Origin of the sequence: Paraburkholderia largidicola (assembly GCF_013426895.1) — a bacterium.
GTDB classification, from domain to species: Bacteria; Pseudomonadota; Gammaproteobacteria; order Burkholderiales; family Burkholderiaceae; genus Paraburkholderia; species Paraburkholderia largidicola.
Map to the genome: position 1 here is coordinate 3291304 of NZ_AP023174.1, position 17184 is coordinate 3308487.

A 17184-nucleotide genomic window follows, 5' to 3' on the forward strand; every position below is an offset into this window, starting at 1 on the left:
CGCGCATGAATACCGTCGATACCGTCACCACGTTGCTGCGCGCCTCGCCGCTGCCCGCGCTGGAAGCGCGCATTCTGCTCGGCCATGCGTTGGGCTGGCGTCGCACGGAACTGATTACACGCGCCGACGAGGCACTCGACGCCGCCAGGGTAACGGCCTTTCGTGAGCTGGAAGCACGACGCGTGACGGGCGAACCGATCGCGCAACTGATCGGCTCGCGAGAATTCTTCGGGCTCGATTTCCACGTCACGCGCGACGTGCTGATTCCTCGCCCCGAAACCGAACTGCTCGTCGAAACAGCCGTGCAGGCGCTCGAAGGCCGCGCCGCGCGCTCGCGCGTGCTCGATCTCGGCACGGGCACGGGGGCGATTGCTGTGTCGATTGCGTGGTCGCGGCCGGATGCACGCGTTTGGGCCGTCGATCGCTCGGCCGAAGCGCTAGACGTCGCGCGACATAACGCCGTCAAGCTTCTCGAACCGAAACGTCCCGGCGGCGACCTGCAATTCGCACAAAGCGACTGGTACGCCGCGCTCGACGCTTCGCTCACCTTCGACGTGATCGTCAGCAACCCGCCGTATATCGCGAGTGGCGATCCGCATCTGTCGCAAGGCGATCTGCGTTTCGAACCGCGCGGCGCGCTCACCGACGAAGCCGACGGCCTCTCGGCGATCCGCGCGATCGTCGCCGGCGCGCCGACGCGGCTCGTGCCGAATGGCGTGCTGTGGATGGAGCACGGCTACGATCAGGCCGAAGCCGTCCGCGCGATCCTCACGGCGCAAGGCTTTGCCGACGTGCGCTCGGAATGCGATCTGGCGGATATCGAACGCATCAGCGGCGGTCGTTGGCCGGGCTGATACGCAGTAGTGGCGGCGCGTTGAGATGGCGCCCAGGCGCACCGATCCAGCCGCCGGTCGCTATCAGAGAAATCCGCTATCATTTCACTCTATCTCTTTACACACCGGAACCGCAAGGTCAGTCATGGACACGCAACAACGCATCAAGCAAATCGTCGACGAAAATCCCGTCGTGCTCTTCATGAAAGGCAACGCGCAATTCCCGATGTGCGGCTTTTCGGGCCGCGCGGTGCAGATCCTGAAGGCATGCGGCGTCGATCAGTTCAAGACGGTCAACGTCCTCGAAGACGACGAAGTGCGCCAGGGCATCAAGGAATTCTCGAACTGGCCGACCATCCCGCAGCTGTACGTCAACGGTGAATTCGTCGGCGGCTCGGACATCATGATGGAGATGTATCAGTCGGGCGAACTGCAGCAACTCTTCGCTGCCGCCTGAGCCACGCAACTGAGCCACGAGAGACGGCGCCGCACGTCATGGAAACACGCGCCGCGGCGGCTCGCCGTCTCATCGTCGCCATTACGGGAGCAACGGGCGCCATTTATGGCATCCGGCTGCTCCAGACGCTGCGCAAACTGGGCAGCGTCGAAAGTCATCTGCTGATTTCCAGCGCCGGCTGGCTCAATATCCAGCACGAACTCCAACTGTCGCGTGAAGACGTGCATTCGCTCGCGGATGTCGTTCATTCCGTGCGCGATGTCGGCGCGAGCATCGCGTCAGGCTCGTTTTCGACAGACGGCATGATCATCGCGCCGTGCTCGATGAAAACGCTGGCAAGTGTCGCGCACGGCCTTTCCGACAATCTGATCACGCGCGCCGCCGATGTCACGCTGAAGGAACGTCGACGGCTCGTGCTGATGGTGCGCGAAACGCCGTTCAATCTCGCGCATCTGCGCAACATGACGGCCGTCACCGAAATGGGCGGCGTGATTTTTCCGCCGCTGCCCGCCTTCTACAATCGGCCGGAGTCGATCGATCAGATGGTCGACGATACGGTCGCCCGCGTGCTCGACCTGTTCGCGCTGGGTCCGGCGCTCGCGCCCGCGTGGCAAGGGTTGAATAGTCCGTCGCAGTGAGGCGCGCCGCCAGCGCGTTGAATTCACAACTGTCGCGACGCAATCAAATCCCCGTTTCACCGTTTATCAAATGACAGTGTGGCCTTATATTGGCTCCAACGAAACTTTTCCGGCCCTCAACCAGCCCGCACTGCCATGACCCGCTTGCCGTCCCTCTTCCTGTCGCACGGCGCGCCGACGCTGCCGATCGACCCTTCTATGCCGCGCGCGGAGTTCGCGTCCCTGTCTGCAGAAGTGCCGCGCCCGAATGCGATCCTGATGCTGTCCGCTCATTGGATGACGCAGCAACCCGCGGCGAGTACGTCCGACGCGCCCGAGACGATTCACGACTTCTACGGCTTCCCGCGTCAGTTGTACGAGATTCAGTACCCGGCGCCGGGCGCACCCGATATCGCGCGTCGCGCTGCCGCGCTGCTCGGCGAACAGGGCATTCCGACCGCGACGCAACCGCATGGTCTCGACCACGGTGCATGGGTGCCGATGCTGCTGATGTTCCCGCATGCCGACGTCCCCATCGCGCAACTGTCGATCCAGCCGAGGCTCGATCCCGCGCATCACTTCCGCGTCGGACGCGCGCTGCGCCCGTTGCAGGACGAGGGCGTGATGATCGTCGGTTCGGGGCAGATCACGCACAATCTGCGCGAAGCGGATTTCTCGGCTCGGCCGGAAGACGCCGATCCGCGCGTGACGGAATTCACCGACTGGTTCGAAGCGCGCCTCGCCGACCGCGATATCGATGCGTTGCTCGATTACCGGCGTCAGGCGCCGCACGCCGCGTTCATGCATCCAACCGACGAACATCTGCTGCCCGTGTTCGCCGCGCTGGGCGCAGCGCCCGATGACTACACACTCGGCATTCAGTCGCTCGGGACGTTCCAGCGCTCGCTGGCGATGACGAACTACGTGTTCGGCAACTCGTAAGCGTTCTCCGCCGCGCGTTGCACATAAAAAAGCCCGCCAGAATCTGGCGGGCTTTTTTCATCAGGCAGGCGATCGATCGCTCTGGATCAGGCGCCGATCCCTTCGAGAATCTCGTCGTGCGATTCACGCTCGTTCAGATACTCGGTGCGATAGCCCGTGTGCACGCCCCAGTAATAGAAGATCAGCGAGAACACGATCACCACCAGCATGTCCCAGCCGTATGGCAACACACCCATACCGCCGAACTGCTTGCTGCCGATCAGCGACAGGATCGCCATCACGGGCAGATACGCGACCAGCCACCAGGCCGCCTTCAGATCCTGGTTGAAGCCGCCGAAGCCCGACTTCGCCTGAAAGTAGAAGAACACGGGGAGCGCGACGATCATCAGCAGAATGATTTCGCCCGTCAGCGGCCACTTTGCCCAGTAAAGGATCAGCGACGCGCACACGAATGCGAACGGCGCGATCACGCTCATGCCGCGAATGTGCAGCGGACGCTCAAGGTCCGTCGCCGCGCGGCGCAGCGCCATCAGGCTGATCGGGCCCGTCAGGTACGAGATCACCGTCGCCACCGAAATCACGGCCGCCAGCGAACTCCAGCCGCGGAAGAAGAACAGGAAGATGAACGATACAAACAGGTTGAACCACATCGCCGGACGCGGCACGCCGTACAGCGGATGCACGGTGCCGAACATCTTCGGCATCGTGTTGTTGCGCTCCATCGCGTAGATCATGCGCGTCGTGGTCGCCATATAGGTCGTGCCCGTGCCGCTCGGGCTCACGAACGCGTCGACGTACAGCAGAATCGCCAGCCAGTTCAGGTTCAGCGCGATTGCCAGTTCGGCGAACGGCGACTTGAAATTGAACTGGTTCCAGCCCTTCACCACGTCGGCCGGATTCACCGCGCCGATGTACGCGACCTGCAGCAGCACGTAGATCACCAGCGCCAGCAGGATCGAGCCGATCACCGCAAACGGCACGCTCTTCGCCGGATTGCGCGCTTCCCCCGCGAGGTTGATCGGGCTCTGGAAACCGTTGAACGCGAACACGATGCCGCTCGTCGCCACCGCCGTCAGCACCGCCGACCAGCCGTACGGTGCGAATACGCCCGTGCCGCCGAGAGTTTCACCGAGGTTTTCCTTGTGGAAGCCGCTCATCATCAGGCCGAGAATCGTGAGGCCCGGGATGATGAACTTGAAGATCGTGATGGTCGTGTTCGCGCGCGCGAACACCTTCACGCCCCAGTAGTTCAGCAGGAAGTAGATGACCACCAGCACGGCCGAAAGCAGAAGCCCGGGCGTCGTCAGTTCGCTGTTGATAAAGAGGTTATGCGCCCATTCGTACGGCCACGTGCTCATATACTGAATCGACGCTTCAGCCTCGATCGGAATCACCGAGACAATCGCGATCCAGTTGGCCCACGCGCTGATAAAGCCGACCAGTGCACCATGCGAGTAGCGCGCGTAACGCACCATGCCGCCCGACTCGGGGAACATCGCGCCGAGTTCGGCATAGGTCAGCGCGATTGCGAGAATCACCACCGCACCGATCACCCACGCGCACAGCGCCGCAGGACCCGCGATCTTGGCCGCCTTCCAGGCGCCGAACAGCCAGCCGGACCCGATAATCGAACCGAGTCCCGTCAGCATCAGCGCGAATGGGCCGATGTGCCGTTGAATAGAACTTTTCACGTCTTCTCCTATATCTGAAAGCACGCCGCTGCCGTGGCCGTTAGACACGGCTGGAAGTCATAGGAAAGACTAGGGCATGCGGCGAGCGGTCGCGAGCACGATTGCGAGAATTCTGTAACAGGTGCAACCGGTCGCGCGCGGGGCGTAGTTTAACGGTTGCACCGCGCGATTGCAGTCAAAATACGTTTGAGCCCTACAAAAAAACCGGGAAAATAGCAAGCTTTGTAAGCAATTTAGTACCTAATATCCCCGATCTATATGAGGATTTAAAGATTACGGTTGACCTTCTCTCGAAATGCCCGTATAAAGGACGGGCAGGATTTCAAGCGGCGAGTGAATTGGTTCTTTCGTAGTTCGCCCATCAACGGTACTCCGGTTGGTCCTATTACCCTTCCTTGATTTTCATGCACCCTCGGGCTTCGGCCTTATTTACCATTTTTAGGAAACAGTAATATGGAAACCGGTACCGTCAAGTGGTTCAATGACGCAAAGGGCTTTGGCTTTATCACGCCGGACGCTGGCGGCGAAGATCTGTTCGCGCATTTCTCGGAAATCCGCGTAGAAGGCTTCAAGACGCTGCAGGAAAACCAAAAGGTTACCTACGACGTCAAGACGGGCCCGAAGGGCAAGCAGGCCGCTAACATCAAGCCGGTCTAAGCTTAGCTTCCTTCCGGAACGCACAAAAACCCCGCCTAGGCGGGGTTTTTTGTTTTCTGCGTTTCTTTTCCGCGTTAATCGGGATTTCGGCGTGAAATCCGAAACCTTTACCGGAATACGCGTTGCGCGTGAATGCCCAAGCCGGTTGCAACACTGGCAAGCCGGTCGCCGAACACGGGGCGCGCATCGGGAAACGCCGCAGCCAGCGCGCCCGACAAGAACGCCAGTCCCGTCGATCCACCCGTGAAGTACAACGCATCGACATCGCGCGGTGCGACGCCCGCCCGCTGCACGGTTTCGCGCGCGGCCTCGACGATGCGCAAGGTCTCGTCCTTGCCCGCCGCAATCAGTTGCGCTTCATCGAACGCGAGGCGCAAATCCTCTTCGACGATTTCCAGATCGATCAGCGTCTCGCCACCCGCCGCGACGCCGATCTTCGCTTCTTCCGCATGCGCCGCGAGCGCATGGCCGTAACGCTGCTCGACGACGCGCATCAGCCGGTCGTGATGCCGCGTGTCCGAATAAAGATGCCGCATCAAGCTGAGCTCGGATACGCGCTTCGGCGTGTAGATCGTGTTGATCAGATGCCAGGTGGCGAGGTCGAAGTAAATGCGGTTCGGCACCTCGCGTCCTTCCGGATCGAGCGATTGATAGCCGAGTTCGCGCAGGATCGTCGCCAGTTCGACGCGCCGGTCGAAGTCCGTTCCAGCAACATGCACGCCGTGATGCGCCAGCACATCGTCCTTGCGATCGATACGCTTCATCCGCTCCGGCCCAACTCGCACCAGCGAGAAGTCCGACGTACCGCCGCCGATATCCGCCACCAGCACCAGCCCTTCCTGCGTCAGATGCGCTTCGTAATCGAAGGCGGCCGCGATCGGCTCGTACTGGAAGTGAATCTCGCTGAGACCAACCGAGCGCGCCGCCGCTTCGAGCTGCTGCTGCGCGAGCTGATCGGCGCGCGGATCGTCGTCGACGAAAAACACCGGGCGCCCGAGCACCGCGCGACTGATCGACGAGCCCGCCGTCTGTTCCGCGCAGCGCTTCAGATGCGTGACGAAGACCGCGATCACGTCGGTGTATTTGATCGCGGAGCCGTCGCCAAGGTCGGTTGTGTTTTCCGCGAGCGCCGAGCCGAGAATGCTCTTCATCGAGCGCATCAGGCGGCCGTCGAAGCCGTCGACATACGCTTCGAGCGCCGCGCGGCCGTACTCGCGCCGGTTTTCGTCGGTGTTGAAGAAGACGGCCGTGGGCAGCGTCGTGTAGGCGCCTTCGACAGGCGCCAGCTTCAGCGTCGCCCGCCCGCCGCCCGGCGAACCGCCGACGGGAACAGCAACTGCCGAATTCGACGTGCCGAAGTCAATCGCGCAATAGGTCATGGCAGGATTCGCCGCTCACGCAGGCGCGCACAGAAAAAGGACGGGCTTTGTAACATGAAAGCTGTGACACCATCAACCGGCAGTGCGGGGTCCGCGCTGCCGCGATGGGGAATGCAGATTGCTTCATCGAAAAGTCGCGCCGGGCTCGAATGAATCCGACAGGATACGCTGTTCGACGGCCCGCTTACAGAATCCTCATAATTCTCTCGCGCTCATTGGCTCGATCATTGGCTCGCTGATTCAGGAGACTCGATGCAGGAACCTTCCACCGCCACGGTTCGCACCGACTCGGCCAGCATCGTCGAAACCGATCTGCCTTCACGGCTCGACCGCCTGCCATGGGGCCGCTTTCATTCGCTGATCGTCGTCGCGCTCGGTGTGACGTGGCTGCTCGACGGGCTGGAGGTGACGCTCGCGGGGTCCGTTGCGAGCGCGTTGAAATCGAGCGAGGTGCTGCGCTTCTCGAACGCGGACGTGGGGCTGGCGGGCAGCGCGTATATCGCCGGCGCGGTGCTGGGCGCGCTCGGCTTCGGCTGGCTGACCGACCGGCTCGGCCGACGCAAGCTGTTCTTCATCACGCTCGCGCTGTATCTCGCGGCGACGGCGGCGACCGCCTTTTCGTGGAACCTCACGAGTTTTCTGGTGTTTCGCTTCCTGACGGGCGCGGGCATCGGCGGGGAGTACACGGCGATCAATTCGACGATCCAGGAATTCACGCCCGCCCGCGTGCGCGGACATACCGACCTCGCGATCAACGGCACGTTCTGGATCGGCGCGGCACTGGGTGCGGTCGGTTCGCTGGTCATGCTCGATCCGCATCTGCTGCCGGGGGACTGGGGGTGGCGCGCGTGCTTCTTCATCGGCGCCGCGCTCGCACTGGCGATCCTGCCGATGCGTGTCTGGATACCCGAAAGCCCACGCTGGCTGCTCACGCACGGCGAGGAGAAACAAGCGCGAGAGATCGTCGAAGGGATCGAGGCGCGTTTTCGCGCCGACAATCACACGCTCGCCGACGACACCCTCATACGCCTGCGCCTGCGCGCCCGCGAGCACACGACGCTACGTGAAGTCTTCCACACGCTGTTCATGGTGCATCGGCGTCGGGCGCTGGTCGGGCTGTCGCTGATGACGGCGCAGGCGTTCTTCTACAACGCGATCTTCTTCACCTACGCGCTCGTGTTGACCGATTTCTATCATGTGCCGGGCGACCATATCGGCTGGTACATCCTGCCCTTCGCGCTCGGCAATTTCGCCGGGCCGCTGCTGATCGGCAGACTGTTCGACGTGATCGGCCGCCGCAAGATGATCGCCGCGACCTACGCGATCTCGGCGCTGCTGCTGACCGTGAGCGGCTACCTGTTCGAACAGGAGTTGCTCACCGTGACGACCCAGACAATCGCGTGGATGGTAATTTTCTTCTTTGCGTCGGCGGCGGCGAGTTCGGCGTATCTGACCGTCAGCGAATCGTTTCCGCTTGAAATTCGCGCGCTCGCAATTGCGGTGTTCTACGCCTTCGGCACGGCGCTCGGCGGCATCGCGGGGCCGGCGTTTTTCGGCCGGCTGATCGACACGCAGCAGCGCAGCGAGGTGTTTTCGGGGTATCTGGTTGGCTCGGCACTGATGCTGGCCGCCGCTGTGATTGCGGGGATCTGGGGCGTCGACGCGGAACGGCGGTCGCTGGAAACCGTCGCCGCGCCGCTTTCCGCGATCGACGACGATTGAGGCGAATGAACACACGCGATAGCCGCGCAATGAAAAACGCGGCCGTCGGCCGCGTTCCGTGTCGAACCATTCGCGTGCTGGCAAAAACTCAGAACGCCTTGTTCCATCCGCCCGCAAAAGCAATATCGCCGAGCGGCACACGCGTGCGCGCCGCCTTTTCCCGCTCACGCAACACGGGGTCGAGTTTGTCGACGTCGCCAAAGTGGCCGAGCGAAATCATCGCAATGACCTCGATGTCGTCGGGCACCGCGAACGCCTTGCGGAATGCATTGACGTCGAAGCCGCTCATCTGATGCGCGGCGAGGCCGAGCGCGTGCGCCTGCAACACCAGCGACAACGCCGCCGCGCCTGCATCGTACGGCGCGCAGCGATTGATTTCGCCCTTCGCGGTCAGCGTGTGCGCCGTCACGCAAATCAGCACCGGCGCCTTCGAATTCCAGCCCTGATTGAACGGCACGAGGGTGTCGAACGCCCTCTTGAACGAGACTTCGTCCGCCGTACGGTCGAACACCACGAAGCGCCAGGGCTGCAGGTTGTACGACGAAGGCGCCCAGCGCGCCGCCTCGAGCACGGTGCGCAGTTGCTCGCGGCTCACGGGCTCGCTCGAATACGCGCGCGGGCTCCAACGGCCGGCGATCAGTTCATGAATGGGAACGTCGGTACGTGCGGGTTTGGTGGTCATGCGCATTTCTCGGTCGAAATTCATGATCGGCGGGCAGCGGCCCGAGGGCCCACTAGCATAACCCGAGCCGTCCGGTTCGCGCCTTGCTGGTCGCGCAGATTTAGAACGCGAGAGCGCGTAAGAAAAGCGCGTCGAGGCCCTTCGACCCCGACGCGCTTGTTCGCCCTGAAACAGGCTACGGCGTCAAACGGCCTGCGCCGCGACGCTCCGCTCGGTACGGTTGATCCGCAGCACGATGATCGACGCGACAAGACACAGTCCGCCCGAAATCATCGACGCGACCGTGTACGTGCCAAGGCTCGCGCGCAGCATACCCGCGCCGAGCGCCGCGAATGCCGCACCCAGCTGATGGCCCGCCACCACCCAGCCGAACACGACGGGGGCCGAATCCTTGCCGTAGACATCGGTGGCAAGGCGAACCGTCGGCGGCACGGTCGCGATCCAGTCGAGACCGTAGAACACCGCGAACAGCGGCAGGCCGAAGAAGTCGATGCCGAACGCGTGCGGCAGATACATCAGCGACAGACCACGCAGCCCGTAGTACCAGAACAGCAGCACCCGCGCGTTGAAGCGGTCGGACAGCCAGCCCGACAGCGTCGTGCCGAACAGATCGAAGATGCCCATGGCCGCGAGCAGCGACGCACCCTGCACTTCCGTCATCCCGTAGTCGCCGCACATGGCGATCAAATGCGTGCCGACGTAGCCGTTCGTGCTCGCGCCGCAAATGAAGAAGCTGAAGAACAGCAGCCAGAAGTCGCGCGTCTTGCTCGCCATTGCCAGCGTGCCGAACGCGATCGCGAGCGGGTTCTGCTTGCTGATGTCGGATTTGATGGGCGAGTCAGCGGGTTCGCCGACCGGACGTAGCGCCATGTCGGCGGGACGCTCCGGCAGCAGGAACGCCACCAGCGGCAGCACGAGCGCCGCCGCGATTGCGACCGTCCACACGACGGGCCGCCAGCCATGATGCTGCGCGATCGCTGCGAGCAGCGGCAGAAACACCAGTTGGCCCGTCGCCGAACTGGCGGTGAGAATGCCCATCACGAGACCGCGATGCGTGCTGAACCAGCGGTTCACCACCGTCGCCGATAGCGTCAGCGCCGCCACGCCCGTCGCGCCGCCAACCATCACGCCCCAGACGAGAATCATCTGCCACGGGTGCGTCATCAGCGATGACAGGCCGACGCCCGCCGCCATCGTGCCGAGCGCCGTCAGAATGGTCGGACGAACGCCGAAACGTTGCATCGCCGCCGCCGCGAACGGCCCCATCAGGCCATACAGCGCGATGTTCACGGAAATGGCCAGCGAGATCGTCGCGCGGCTCCAGCCAAAGTCATGTTCGAGCGGCACCATCATCACGCTCGGCGTCGCACGCGTGCCGGCCGCTGCGAGCAGCACCAGAAACACCACCGCCACGGCCAGCCAGCCGTAGTGGAAACGCCCACCAATTATTCTTGCTGCCCAGTTCATCGGTTCTCCAAGGTTTCCGTCACGGCTCACGGTGCTGCGATGCCAGCCGCATCTGATTCTTACCGCTTTCGTAAAGGAGTTGTGACTGACCTGTCACAATCGGTGTTGCGATCTTAGTTACCGGTCGGTAACATGTCAAGGCGTCGACTCAAGGACCACAACACCATCATGGCTAATTCCGACAGCGCCAAACGCGTGCCGAGCCGTCGTTCGCAAACGGCCGGTTCCGAAGCACAGCAGCATCTACTGCGCGCCGCCGCCGATCTCTTCTACAGGGAAGGCGTGCGCGCAGTGGGCGTCGATGCCGTCGTCGAGCGGGCGGGCGTCAACAAGATGAGCCTGTACCGCCAGTTCTCTTCGAAAGACGATCTGGTGGTGGCGTACCTGGAACAGTCGGACGAGCAGTTCTTCAGACGTTTCGACGAAAGCCTGGCCAAGCATCCGGGCGAGCCGCGAAAACAGATCACCCAATATGTCGAGGATCTGGCGGGGCGCGCGTCGAAGGAAGACTATCGCGGCTGTCCGTTCGTCAATGTGTCGACGGAATTTCCGGACCCAGCGCATCCGGCGCGACTCTGCGTGCTGAACAACAAGACGAAGCTGATGGAGCGGCTCATCGCGCTTTGCACGGAAGCAGGCGCGCGCGATCCGGGCGAGCTTGCGAACGCGCTCGCGTTGCTGATCGAAGGGATCTACGCGTCGAGCCAGACATACGGTCCCGGCTGCGGACCGATCGCGGTCGCACCGCGAGTGGCGGAGCAGCTGGTCGCGCTGGCGTGCGGCGAGGCGCCTGTAAAATAGCGGTTTTGCTTTCCCCGCCTGCGCGCCATGTCGTCAACGTCACCCCAATCGCACGAAGCCATCCTCGACGCCACGCGCCACTGGCTGACGCGAGCCGTGATCGGGCTGAACCTGTGCCCATTTGCGAAAGCGGTGCACGTGAAGAACCAGATTCGCTACACGATCAGCGAAGCGAACGACATGGAAGGCGTGCTGACCGATCTGGAGACAGAGCTGCGCACGTTGGTGGATGCCGATCCCGCCGCCATCGACACGACACTGCTCATCATTCCGCACGCGCTCGGCGATTTTCTTGAATACAACGACTGCCTGTTCTTCGCGGACCGGATGCTCAAGCAACTGCGCCTCGAAGGCACGCTGCAGATCGCGAGCTTTCACCCTCAGTATCAATTCGAAGACAGCGGCCCGGACGATATCGAGAACTACACGAACCGCGCGCCCTACCCGATTTTTCATTTGCTGCGGGAAGCGAGCATCGACCGCGCCGTCGAAGCCTTTCCGGATGCCGCCGATATCTACGAGCGCAACATGGAAACGCTGCGCCGACTCGGCCCGGAAGGCTGGCACAACTGGATGAGCGAGCGGGCCAAAGACTGACCGGCCGACGCTCGCACGATCTCAAACCTCGGCGTAAAACCGCTCGCGCAATTCCGCAATGCCGAGCGTGTCCATCACTTCATTGAGCCGCTCGGCGGGCCGCCGGCGCGGCAAGTCCTTGTAGGTCGCGACGATGAGCTCGTTTTTCATCGAATGCTCCCAGCCGACCAGTTCCGTCACGTTGACCTGATAGCCGTGCGCTTCCAGTTGCAGGCAGCGCAGCACGTTGGTGATCTGGCTGCCGAACTCGCGCGTATGCAGCGGATGCCGCCAGATTTCCGTCAACGCGTTCGCCAGCGACTTGCCCTTGTTCCTGCGCAGCACGCCCGCCACTTCCGCCTGGCAGCACGGCACGACGACGATGTATTTCGCATGCTTTTCGAGCGCGAAGCGGATGGCGTCGTCGGTAGCTGTATCGCACGCGTGCAAGGCGGTGACGATGTCCACGTTCGGCGGCAGTTTGTCCGATGTGATCGATTCGGCTACGGAAAGATTGAGAAACGACATACCCTTGAAGCCGAGGCGCGCCGCAAGCTCCTCTGACTTCGAGACAAGCTCCTCGCGCGTCTCAATGCCGTAGATATGCGAGTTATCCCGCAGTTCCTTGACGAACAGGTCGTAGAGAATGAAGCCGAGGTAGGATTTGCCTGCGCCGTGATCAACCAGGGACAGTTCACCTTTCGTCGCTTTCACGTCCTGGAGCAACGGCTCGATGAACTGAAACAGGTGGTAGACCTGCTTCAGCTTGCGGCGGCTGTCCTGATTCATCTTGCCGTCGCGCGTGAGGATATGGAGTTCCTTCAGTAGCTCGACGGACTGGTTAGGACGGACTTCGTAGGATTTGCTGGACATCGAATGAGCGTGCCACCGATTGCATCGCGAACGTGCGTCAGGTGACGGAAAAAGGGAAAAGTGTCTGTCAGTTTACCCAAAGCGCGAAGAACGGTCCCGATTCTGCGCGCGCACGGCGACATCGCACCCGGCTTGGAACAGTTCGTGCACGAGGATCGCCAGGTTCGAACCTGCTGAAAAGCGTGTTGCAAGGCAGTCGTCTGATGCAAGCCAGATAGAGCATGGCCGGCTTGCAAGATGCATAAGAAAGGCAAGCTACCGGTTACTGCAACGTCGAAGAACCGCCGGTACGCGTGGGGGAGGTCGAGCCGGAACAAGGGTTCGAACGTTACGTAACCTGAAGTGCGCCGGGACTGCTACGAAGCGCGCTCAGATCTGATGAGGCGGCAAATGGATACGACACCCAACGGAAACGCCGAGCAGAAGTTTCAGGAGCTCATGGCGAAGCTGCTGGCCACGCCCGAGTGGACAGAAAAGCAGCAACTGGAACTCGAAATGGCCCGCGACATCTCGGTCGAGATGCTGCGGCTCGCGGAAGTCATGCGCGACGGCAGCGTCGATATGGAGACGTGCCTGACCCTGCTCAAATACGCGAAAGTGCTGGACTTCGTGATGACGACGCTCGCGTCGCGCCGCGACATCAAGCCTCAGACGCTGCGCGTGATCTTCAAACTGGCCGGACTCAAAGTCGACGAAGCCTATCCGGGCTGAGTCCGTCGACGGCTGCGCGGCGACATCGCGCAGCCGTTTCTCCCAGCTTTCGCCGTTTTCCCCGATGTTTGCCACGGCTCGTAGCCGCCTGTGACAGCCTTTGGCCAGACTTTATGCCTCGGCCTACGCGTGATCTCCCCAATTCCCTCGCATCTCACATGCTGATGCCGCTGCGTCGCAGCATGCGCCCGCACGGGATGACTTCTATCATGCCCAACTGGTCAGGCGGAAATTCAATAAGCGCATAAGACGCAAGACGCCTCGTCGTCCCGAATCATGCACGGCAGTCCCGCCGCCAGAGCGGGACGCGCACACAGCATCCGCCACACGCTCGCAGCACGACTGTAGGAAAGCGGCCACCGGACCGGCATCGCCAAGGGGCGCCAATCATACGACAGATGCCGCCAACGGAGGAGACGTCGTCATGAGGAAAATGCGGTGGGTAGTGATCTTGCTGTGCTTTCTTGCAATCGCGGTGAACTACATCGACCGCGCGAATCTGGCCGTCGCCGCGCCTGAAATCCAGAAGGCGCTCGGCATCGGCCCCGCGCAGATGGGCTTTATCCTGAGCGGCTTCTTCTGGACTTACGCGTTGATGCAAATGCCGTTCGGCTGGTTCGTCGACCGCGTCGGCGCGCGCATCGCGTTGCCGCTCGCCGTCGGATGGTGGTCGTTGTTCACGGCGGCGACGGCGGGCGCGAGCAGCGTCGCGGGCATGTTCGGCTGCCGGCTGATGCTCGGCGTCGGCGAAGCGGGCGCGTATCCGTCGTGCGCGAAGCTCGTCAGCCAATGGTTCAAGCCGTCGCAGCGCGCGCTGGCGACGAGCATCTTCGATAGCGGCTCGCGCGTCGGCTCGGCGCTGTCGATTCCCGTCGTCGCGCTGATCATCGGCACGCTAGGCTGGAAGGCATCGTTCGTCGTCACGGGGGTCATCGGCGCGGTGTGGATTGTCGGCTGGCTCGTGATTTACCGCAGCCCGGCTCACGGCGACATGACGGGCGAGCAGGACGTCGTGCCCGACACCCGCGCCGCGCGCGCCGCCGATACGGTCACGTGGGCGTCGCTGTTTCGCCATCGCACGCTGTGGGGCATGATGCTCGGCTTCTTCTGCCTGAACTTCGTGATCTATTTCTTCATCACCTGGTTTCCGAGCTATCTCGTGCAGACGCGCGGCTTTTCGCTGAAGTCGCTCGGCACGCTCGGCATGATTCCCGCGCTGATGTCGATTCCGGGCGGCTGGATCGGCGGGCTGGTGTCGGATGCGCTGTTCCGGCGCGGCTGGAGCCTCACGGCAGCGCGCAAGACGTGTATGGTCGGTGGCATGCTGCTGTCGTCGGTGATCACGCTGTCGGCGTTCACGTCCAATATCTATCTGATGCTCGCGTTCTTCGGCATCGCGTACGGCAGCCTCGCGTTCGCCGCCGCCAGCATCTGGTCGCTGCCCGCCGACGTCGCGCCCACGCCGCGTCACGTCGCGTCGATCAGCGGCATCCAGAACTTCGCGTCGAACCTGGCGGGCATCGTCATCACCACGTTCACGGGCATCATGGTTGCGCTGACGAAGGGCTCGTTCACGATTCCGCTGATCGTCGCGGGCGGCTTCTGTTTTCTGGGCGCGTTCAGTTATCTTGTGATCGTCGGCCGCATCGAACCGCTGCCCGCCGATCCCGAGCGCCCCTACGTGCCGGAAGGCGCGCAACGCTCGCACGTTTGATCTTTCAATAAGGCACCGAATCATGTCGACAGCCATCGCCGCGCACGCCGCCATCCGCCTGCATCCGAACGATGACGTGATCATCGCGACGCGCCAGCTCGTGTCGGGCACGCGCATCGAAACCGAGGATCTGGTCGTGACGGGTCTGATTCCGCCCGGCCACAAGATCGCGACGCGCGCGATCGCGAAGGGCGAGCCCGTCAAGCGCTACAACCAGATCATCGGTGTCGCGCGCGAGGCGATTGCGCGCGGTCAGCATGTGCACACGCACAACCTGAGCATGGCCGAATTCGCGCGCGAGCACGAATTCGGCGTCGATACGCATCCGACTGCCGCAGCCCACGAGCCGGCGCATTTCATGGGCATCCGTCGCGCGGACGGCCGCGTCGCGACGCGCAACTACATCGGCATTCTGACGAGCGTGAACTGCTCGGCGACTGTCGCGCGCGCGATCGCCGATCATTTCCGCCGCGACGTGCATCCGCAAGAACTCGCGGCTTTTCCGAACGTCGACGGCGTGATCGCGTTGACGCATGGACTTGGCTGCGGCGTCGATCTGCGCGGCGAAGGCATGGCGATCCTGCAGCGCACGCTGGCGGGCTACGCCGCGCATCCGAACTTCGCGTCGGTGCTGTTCGTGGGGCTGGGTTGCGAGACGAACCAGATTGGCGGCGTGCTCGAATCGGGCGGCCTCGCCGACAACACCGCGAAACTGCGCAGCTTCACGATTCAGGACAGCGGCGGCACACGCAAAACCATCGAGCGCGGCATCGGGATGGTGCGCGACATGCTCGCCGATGCGAACCGCGCGGTGCGCGAGAAGGTGAGCGCGTCGCATCTGATGGTCGGCTTGCAGTGCGGCGGCTCGGACGGCTATTCGGGCATCTCGGCGAATCCGGCGCTGGGCGCCGCCGTCGACCGGCTCGTGCAGCATGGCGGCACGGCGATACTGTCGGAGACGCCCGAAGTCTACGGCGCCGAGCACCTGCTCACGCGCCGTGCGGTGAGCCGCGAAGTCGGCGAGAAGCTGCTGGCGCGTATCGCGTGGTGGCAGGACTACTGCGCGCGCAACGGCGCAGCGCTCGACAACAATCCGTCGGCGGGCAACAAGGTCGGCGGCTTGACGACCATCCTCGAAAAGTCGCTCGGCGCGGTGGCGAAAGGCGGCACGACAAACCTCGTCGACGTGTACGAGTACGCGCAGCCGATTTGCGCGAAGGGTTTCGTGTTCATGGATTCGCCCGGCTACGATCCGATGTCGGCGACCGGCCAGGTCGCGTCGGGCGCGAACCTGATCTGCTTCACGACGGGACGCGGCTCGGCGTACGGCTGCGCGCCGTCGCCCTCGTTGAAGCTCGCGACCAACACGGCGCTGTGGGAACGTCAGGAAGAAGACATCGACATCAACTGCGGCGGCGTGATCGACGGCACGGCATCCATCGATCAGCTCGGCGCGGACATCTTCCAGATGATGCTCGACTGCGCGTCAGGCACGCGCTCGAAAAGCGAACTGCACGGCTACGGACAGAACGAGTTCGTGCCCTGGCAAGTCGGCGTGGTGACCTGAGCGCGGACTGACGTGACAGACGTTACGCGGCGGCAGGCGCGGCGACCGGCGGCGTGCCGTCGTGGAACATCGACCTCAGTTGTGCGCGCAGTTCGGGCGAATCGCTGTGCTTGTGCGCCTGCATCGCATGCGCGACGGCGGCTTCGAGCAGTTCGTTTTCCGAATCGGCGCAAAGGGCGACCGTGCAGTTGATGTCGCTCGGGCATTCGCGGCAATCGATGTATTTGCGACCCATGACTGACTCCTCAGATCAAAGTCGTCGCGTGCAACACGTGCGCCGGCCTCGCCTCGGTGCGCCTATCGGCGAGGCTTTGGCAGCGGAAATAGGTGAGTTGTGCGCGGCTGGGCGGCGCGGCGTGCGCCGGAAAGGAAGGTGTGTGAGAAAAGTATAGGTCGCACTGTGTGCCTGCCTGCTCCGGGTTTGCCCCGCTTCCAGGTGGGTGGGACAATACCGGCCTTCGCGCCGCGCGCGTTTCACCGCCATTCACATCACTT

17 protein-coding genes are annotated in these 17184 nt (G+C 62.9%); 11 read left to right on the forward strand and 6 right to left on the reverse strand.

Translation table 11 applies throughout. The features are described from left to right. The first annotated feature begins 5 nt into the window (after positions 1-5). The 4 genes from prmC to PPGU16_RS14590 all read left to right on the forward strand — a co-directional run bounded on the left by prmC (position 6) and on the right by PPGU16_RS14590 (position 2849). A complete protein-coding gene (prmC, locus tag PPGU16_RS14575) occupies positions 6-854 on the forward strand; it encodes a peptide chain release factor N(5)-glutamine methyltransferase (protein ID WP_180720614.1) in 849 nt (282 codons plus the stop codon). Between the two features lie 124 nt (positions 855-978). After that, complete coding sequence (grxD, locus tag PPGU16_RS14580) at positions 979-1290, forward strand: Grx4 family monothiol glutaredoxin (RefSeq protein WP_035989050.1); 312 nt, start codon at positions 979-981, stop codon at positions 1288-1290. Between the two features lie 38 nt (positions 1291-1328). Next, positions 1329-1928, forward strand: a complete 600-nt coding sequence (locus PPGU16_RS14585; RefSeq protein WP_180720616.1) for a UbiX family flavin prenyltransferase — start codon at positions 1329-1331, stop codon at positions 1926-1928. A 135-nt stretch (positions 1929-2063) separates the two neighbouring features. Beyond that, positions 2064-2849, forward strand: a complete 786-nt coding sequence (locus PPGU16_RS14590; protein WP_180720618.1) for a DODA-type extradiol aromatic ring-opening family dioxygenase — start codon at positions 2064-2066, stop codon at positions 2847-2849. An 86-nt stretch (positions 2850-2935) separates the two neighbouring features. Here the strand turns inward: PPGU16_RS14590 and PPGU16_RS14595 are convergent, their stop codons facing one another. Then, entirely contained in the window at positions 2936-4540 is a 1605-nt protein-coding gene (locus tag PPGU16_RS14595) for an APC family permease (RefSeq protein WP_180720619.1), read from the reverse strand. 453 nt (positions 4541-4993) lie between these two features. On the opposite strand from PPGU16_RS14595, the gene PPGU16_RS14600 reads away from it, so the two are divergent. Further along, a complete protein-coding gene (locus PPGU16_RS14600) occupies positions 4994-5197 on the forward strand; it encodes a cold-shock protein (RefSeq protein ID WP_007731769.1) in 204 nt (67 codons plus the stop codon). 107 nt (positions 5198-5304) lie between these two features. Here the strand turns inward: PPGU16_RS14600 and PPGU16_RS14605 are convergent, their stop codons facing one another. Then, the gene (locus tag PPGU16_RS14605) at positions 5305-6576 is read right to left on the reverse strand and encodes an Hsp70 family protein (protein WP_180720621.1); all 1272 of its coding nucleotides are present in this window, start codon (positions 6574-6576) and stop codon (positions 5305-5307) included. A 252-nt stretch (positions 6577-6828) separates the two neighbouring features. On the opposite strand from PPGU16_RS14605, the gene PPGU16_RS14610 reads away from it, so the two are divergent. Next, complete coding sequence (locus PPGU16_RS14610; protein ID WP_180720623.1) at positions 6829-8298, forward strand: MFS transporter; 1470 nt, start codon at positions 6829-6831, stop codon at positions 8296-8298. A gap of 88 nt (positions 8299-8386) precedes the next feature. Here the strand turns inward: PPGU16_RS14610 and PPGU16_RS14615 are convergent, their stop codons facing one another. Both PPGU16_RS14615 and PPGU16_RS14620 read right to left on the reverse strand, forming a co-directional pair. Next, a complete protein-coding gene (locus tag PPGU16_RS14615; protein WP_180720624.1) occupies positions 8387-8980 on the reverse strand; it encodes a nitroreductase family protein in 594 nt (197 codons plus the stop codon). 183 nt (positions 8981-9163) lie between these two features. After that, positions 9164-10447: an MFS transporter gene (locus PPGU16_RS14620; protein WP_180720626.1), complete on the reverse strand. Its 1284-nt coding sequence runs from the start codon at positions 10445-10447 to the stop codon at positions 9164-9166. 168 nt (positions 10448-10615) lie between these two features. Here PPGU16_RS14620 and PPGU16_RS14625 point away from each other — a divergent pair, with 168 nt between their 5' ends. After that, positions 10616-11248, forward strand: a complete 633-nt coding sequence (locus PPGU16_RS14625; RefSeq protein WP_180720627.1) for a TetR/AcrR family transcriptional regulator — start codon at positions 10616-10618, stop codon at positions 11246-11248. Between the two features lie 27 nt (positions 11249-11275). Beyond that, entirely contained in the window at positions 11276-11845 is a 570-nt protein-coding gene (locus PPGU16_RS14630; RefSeq protein WP_180720629.1) for a DUF1415 domain-containing protein, read from the forward strand. A 21-nt stretch (positions 11846-11866) separates the two neighbouring features. Here PPGU16_RS14630 and PPGU16_RS14635 read toward each other — a convergent pair whose 3' ends face one another. After that, positions 11867-12697, reverse strand: a complete 831-nt coding sequence (locus PPGU16_RS14635) for a class I SAM-dependent methyltransferase (protein WP_180720631.1) — start codon at positions 12695-12697, stop codon at positions 11867-11869. A gap of 390 nt (positions 12698-13087) precedes the next feature. On the opposite strand from PPGU16_RS14635, the gene PPGU16_RS14640 reads away from it, so the two are divergent. The 3 genes from PPGU16_RS14640 to PPGU16_RS14650 all read left to right on the forward strand — a co-directional run bounded on the left by PPGU16_RS14640 (position 13088) and on the right by PPGU16_RS14650 (position 16689). Then, positions 13088-13408 carry a type II toxin-antitoxin system HicA family toxin gene (locus tag PPGU16_RS14640; RefSeq protein WP_007731784.1) on the forward strand — a complete coding sequence of 107 codons (321 nt, stop codon included), beginning with the start codon at positions 13088-13090 and terminating at the stop codon, positions 13406-13408. Positions 13409-13832: 424 nt separating this feature from the next. Continuing rightward, positions 13833-15122: an MFS transporter gene (locus PPGU16_RS14645; protein ID WP_180720633.1), complete on the forward strand. Its 1290-nt coding sequence runs from the start codon at positions 13833-13835 to the stop codon at positions 15120-15122. Between the two features lie 22 nt (positions 15123-15144). Continuing rightward, a complete protein-coding gene (locus PPGU16_RS14650) occupies positions 15145-16689 on the forward strand; it encodes a UxaA family hydrolase (RefSeq protein ID WP_180720635.1) in 1545 nt (514 codons plus the stop codon). A 22-nt stretch (positions 16690-16711) separates the two neighbouring features. Here PPGU16_RS14650 and PPGU16_RS14655 read toward each other — a convergent pair whose 3' ends face one another. Then, on the reverse strand, positions 16712-16924 hold the full coding sequence (locus PPGU16_RS14655; protein WP_180720636.1) for a DUF1059 domain-containing protein: 213 nt from the start codon (positions 16922-16924) through the stop codon (positions 16712-16714). Between the last annotated feature and the right edge of the window lie 260 nt (positions 16925-17184).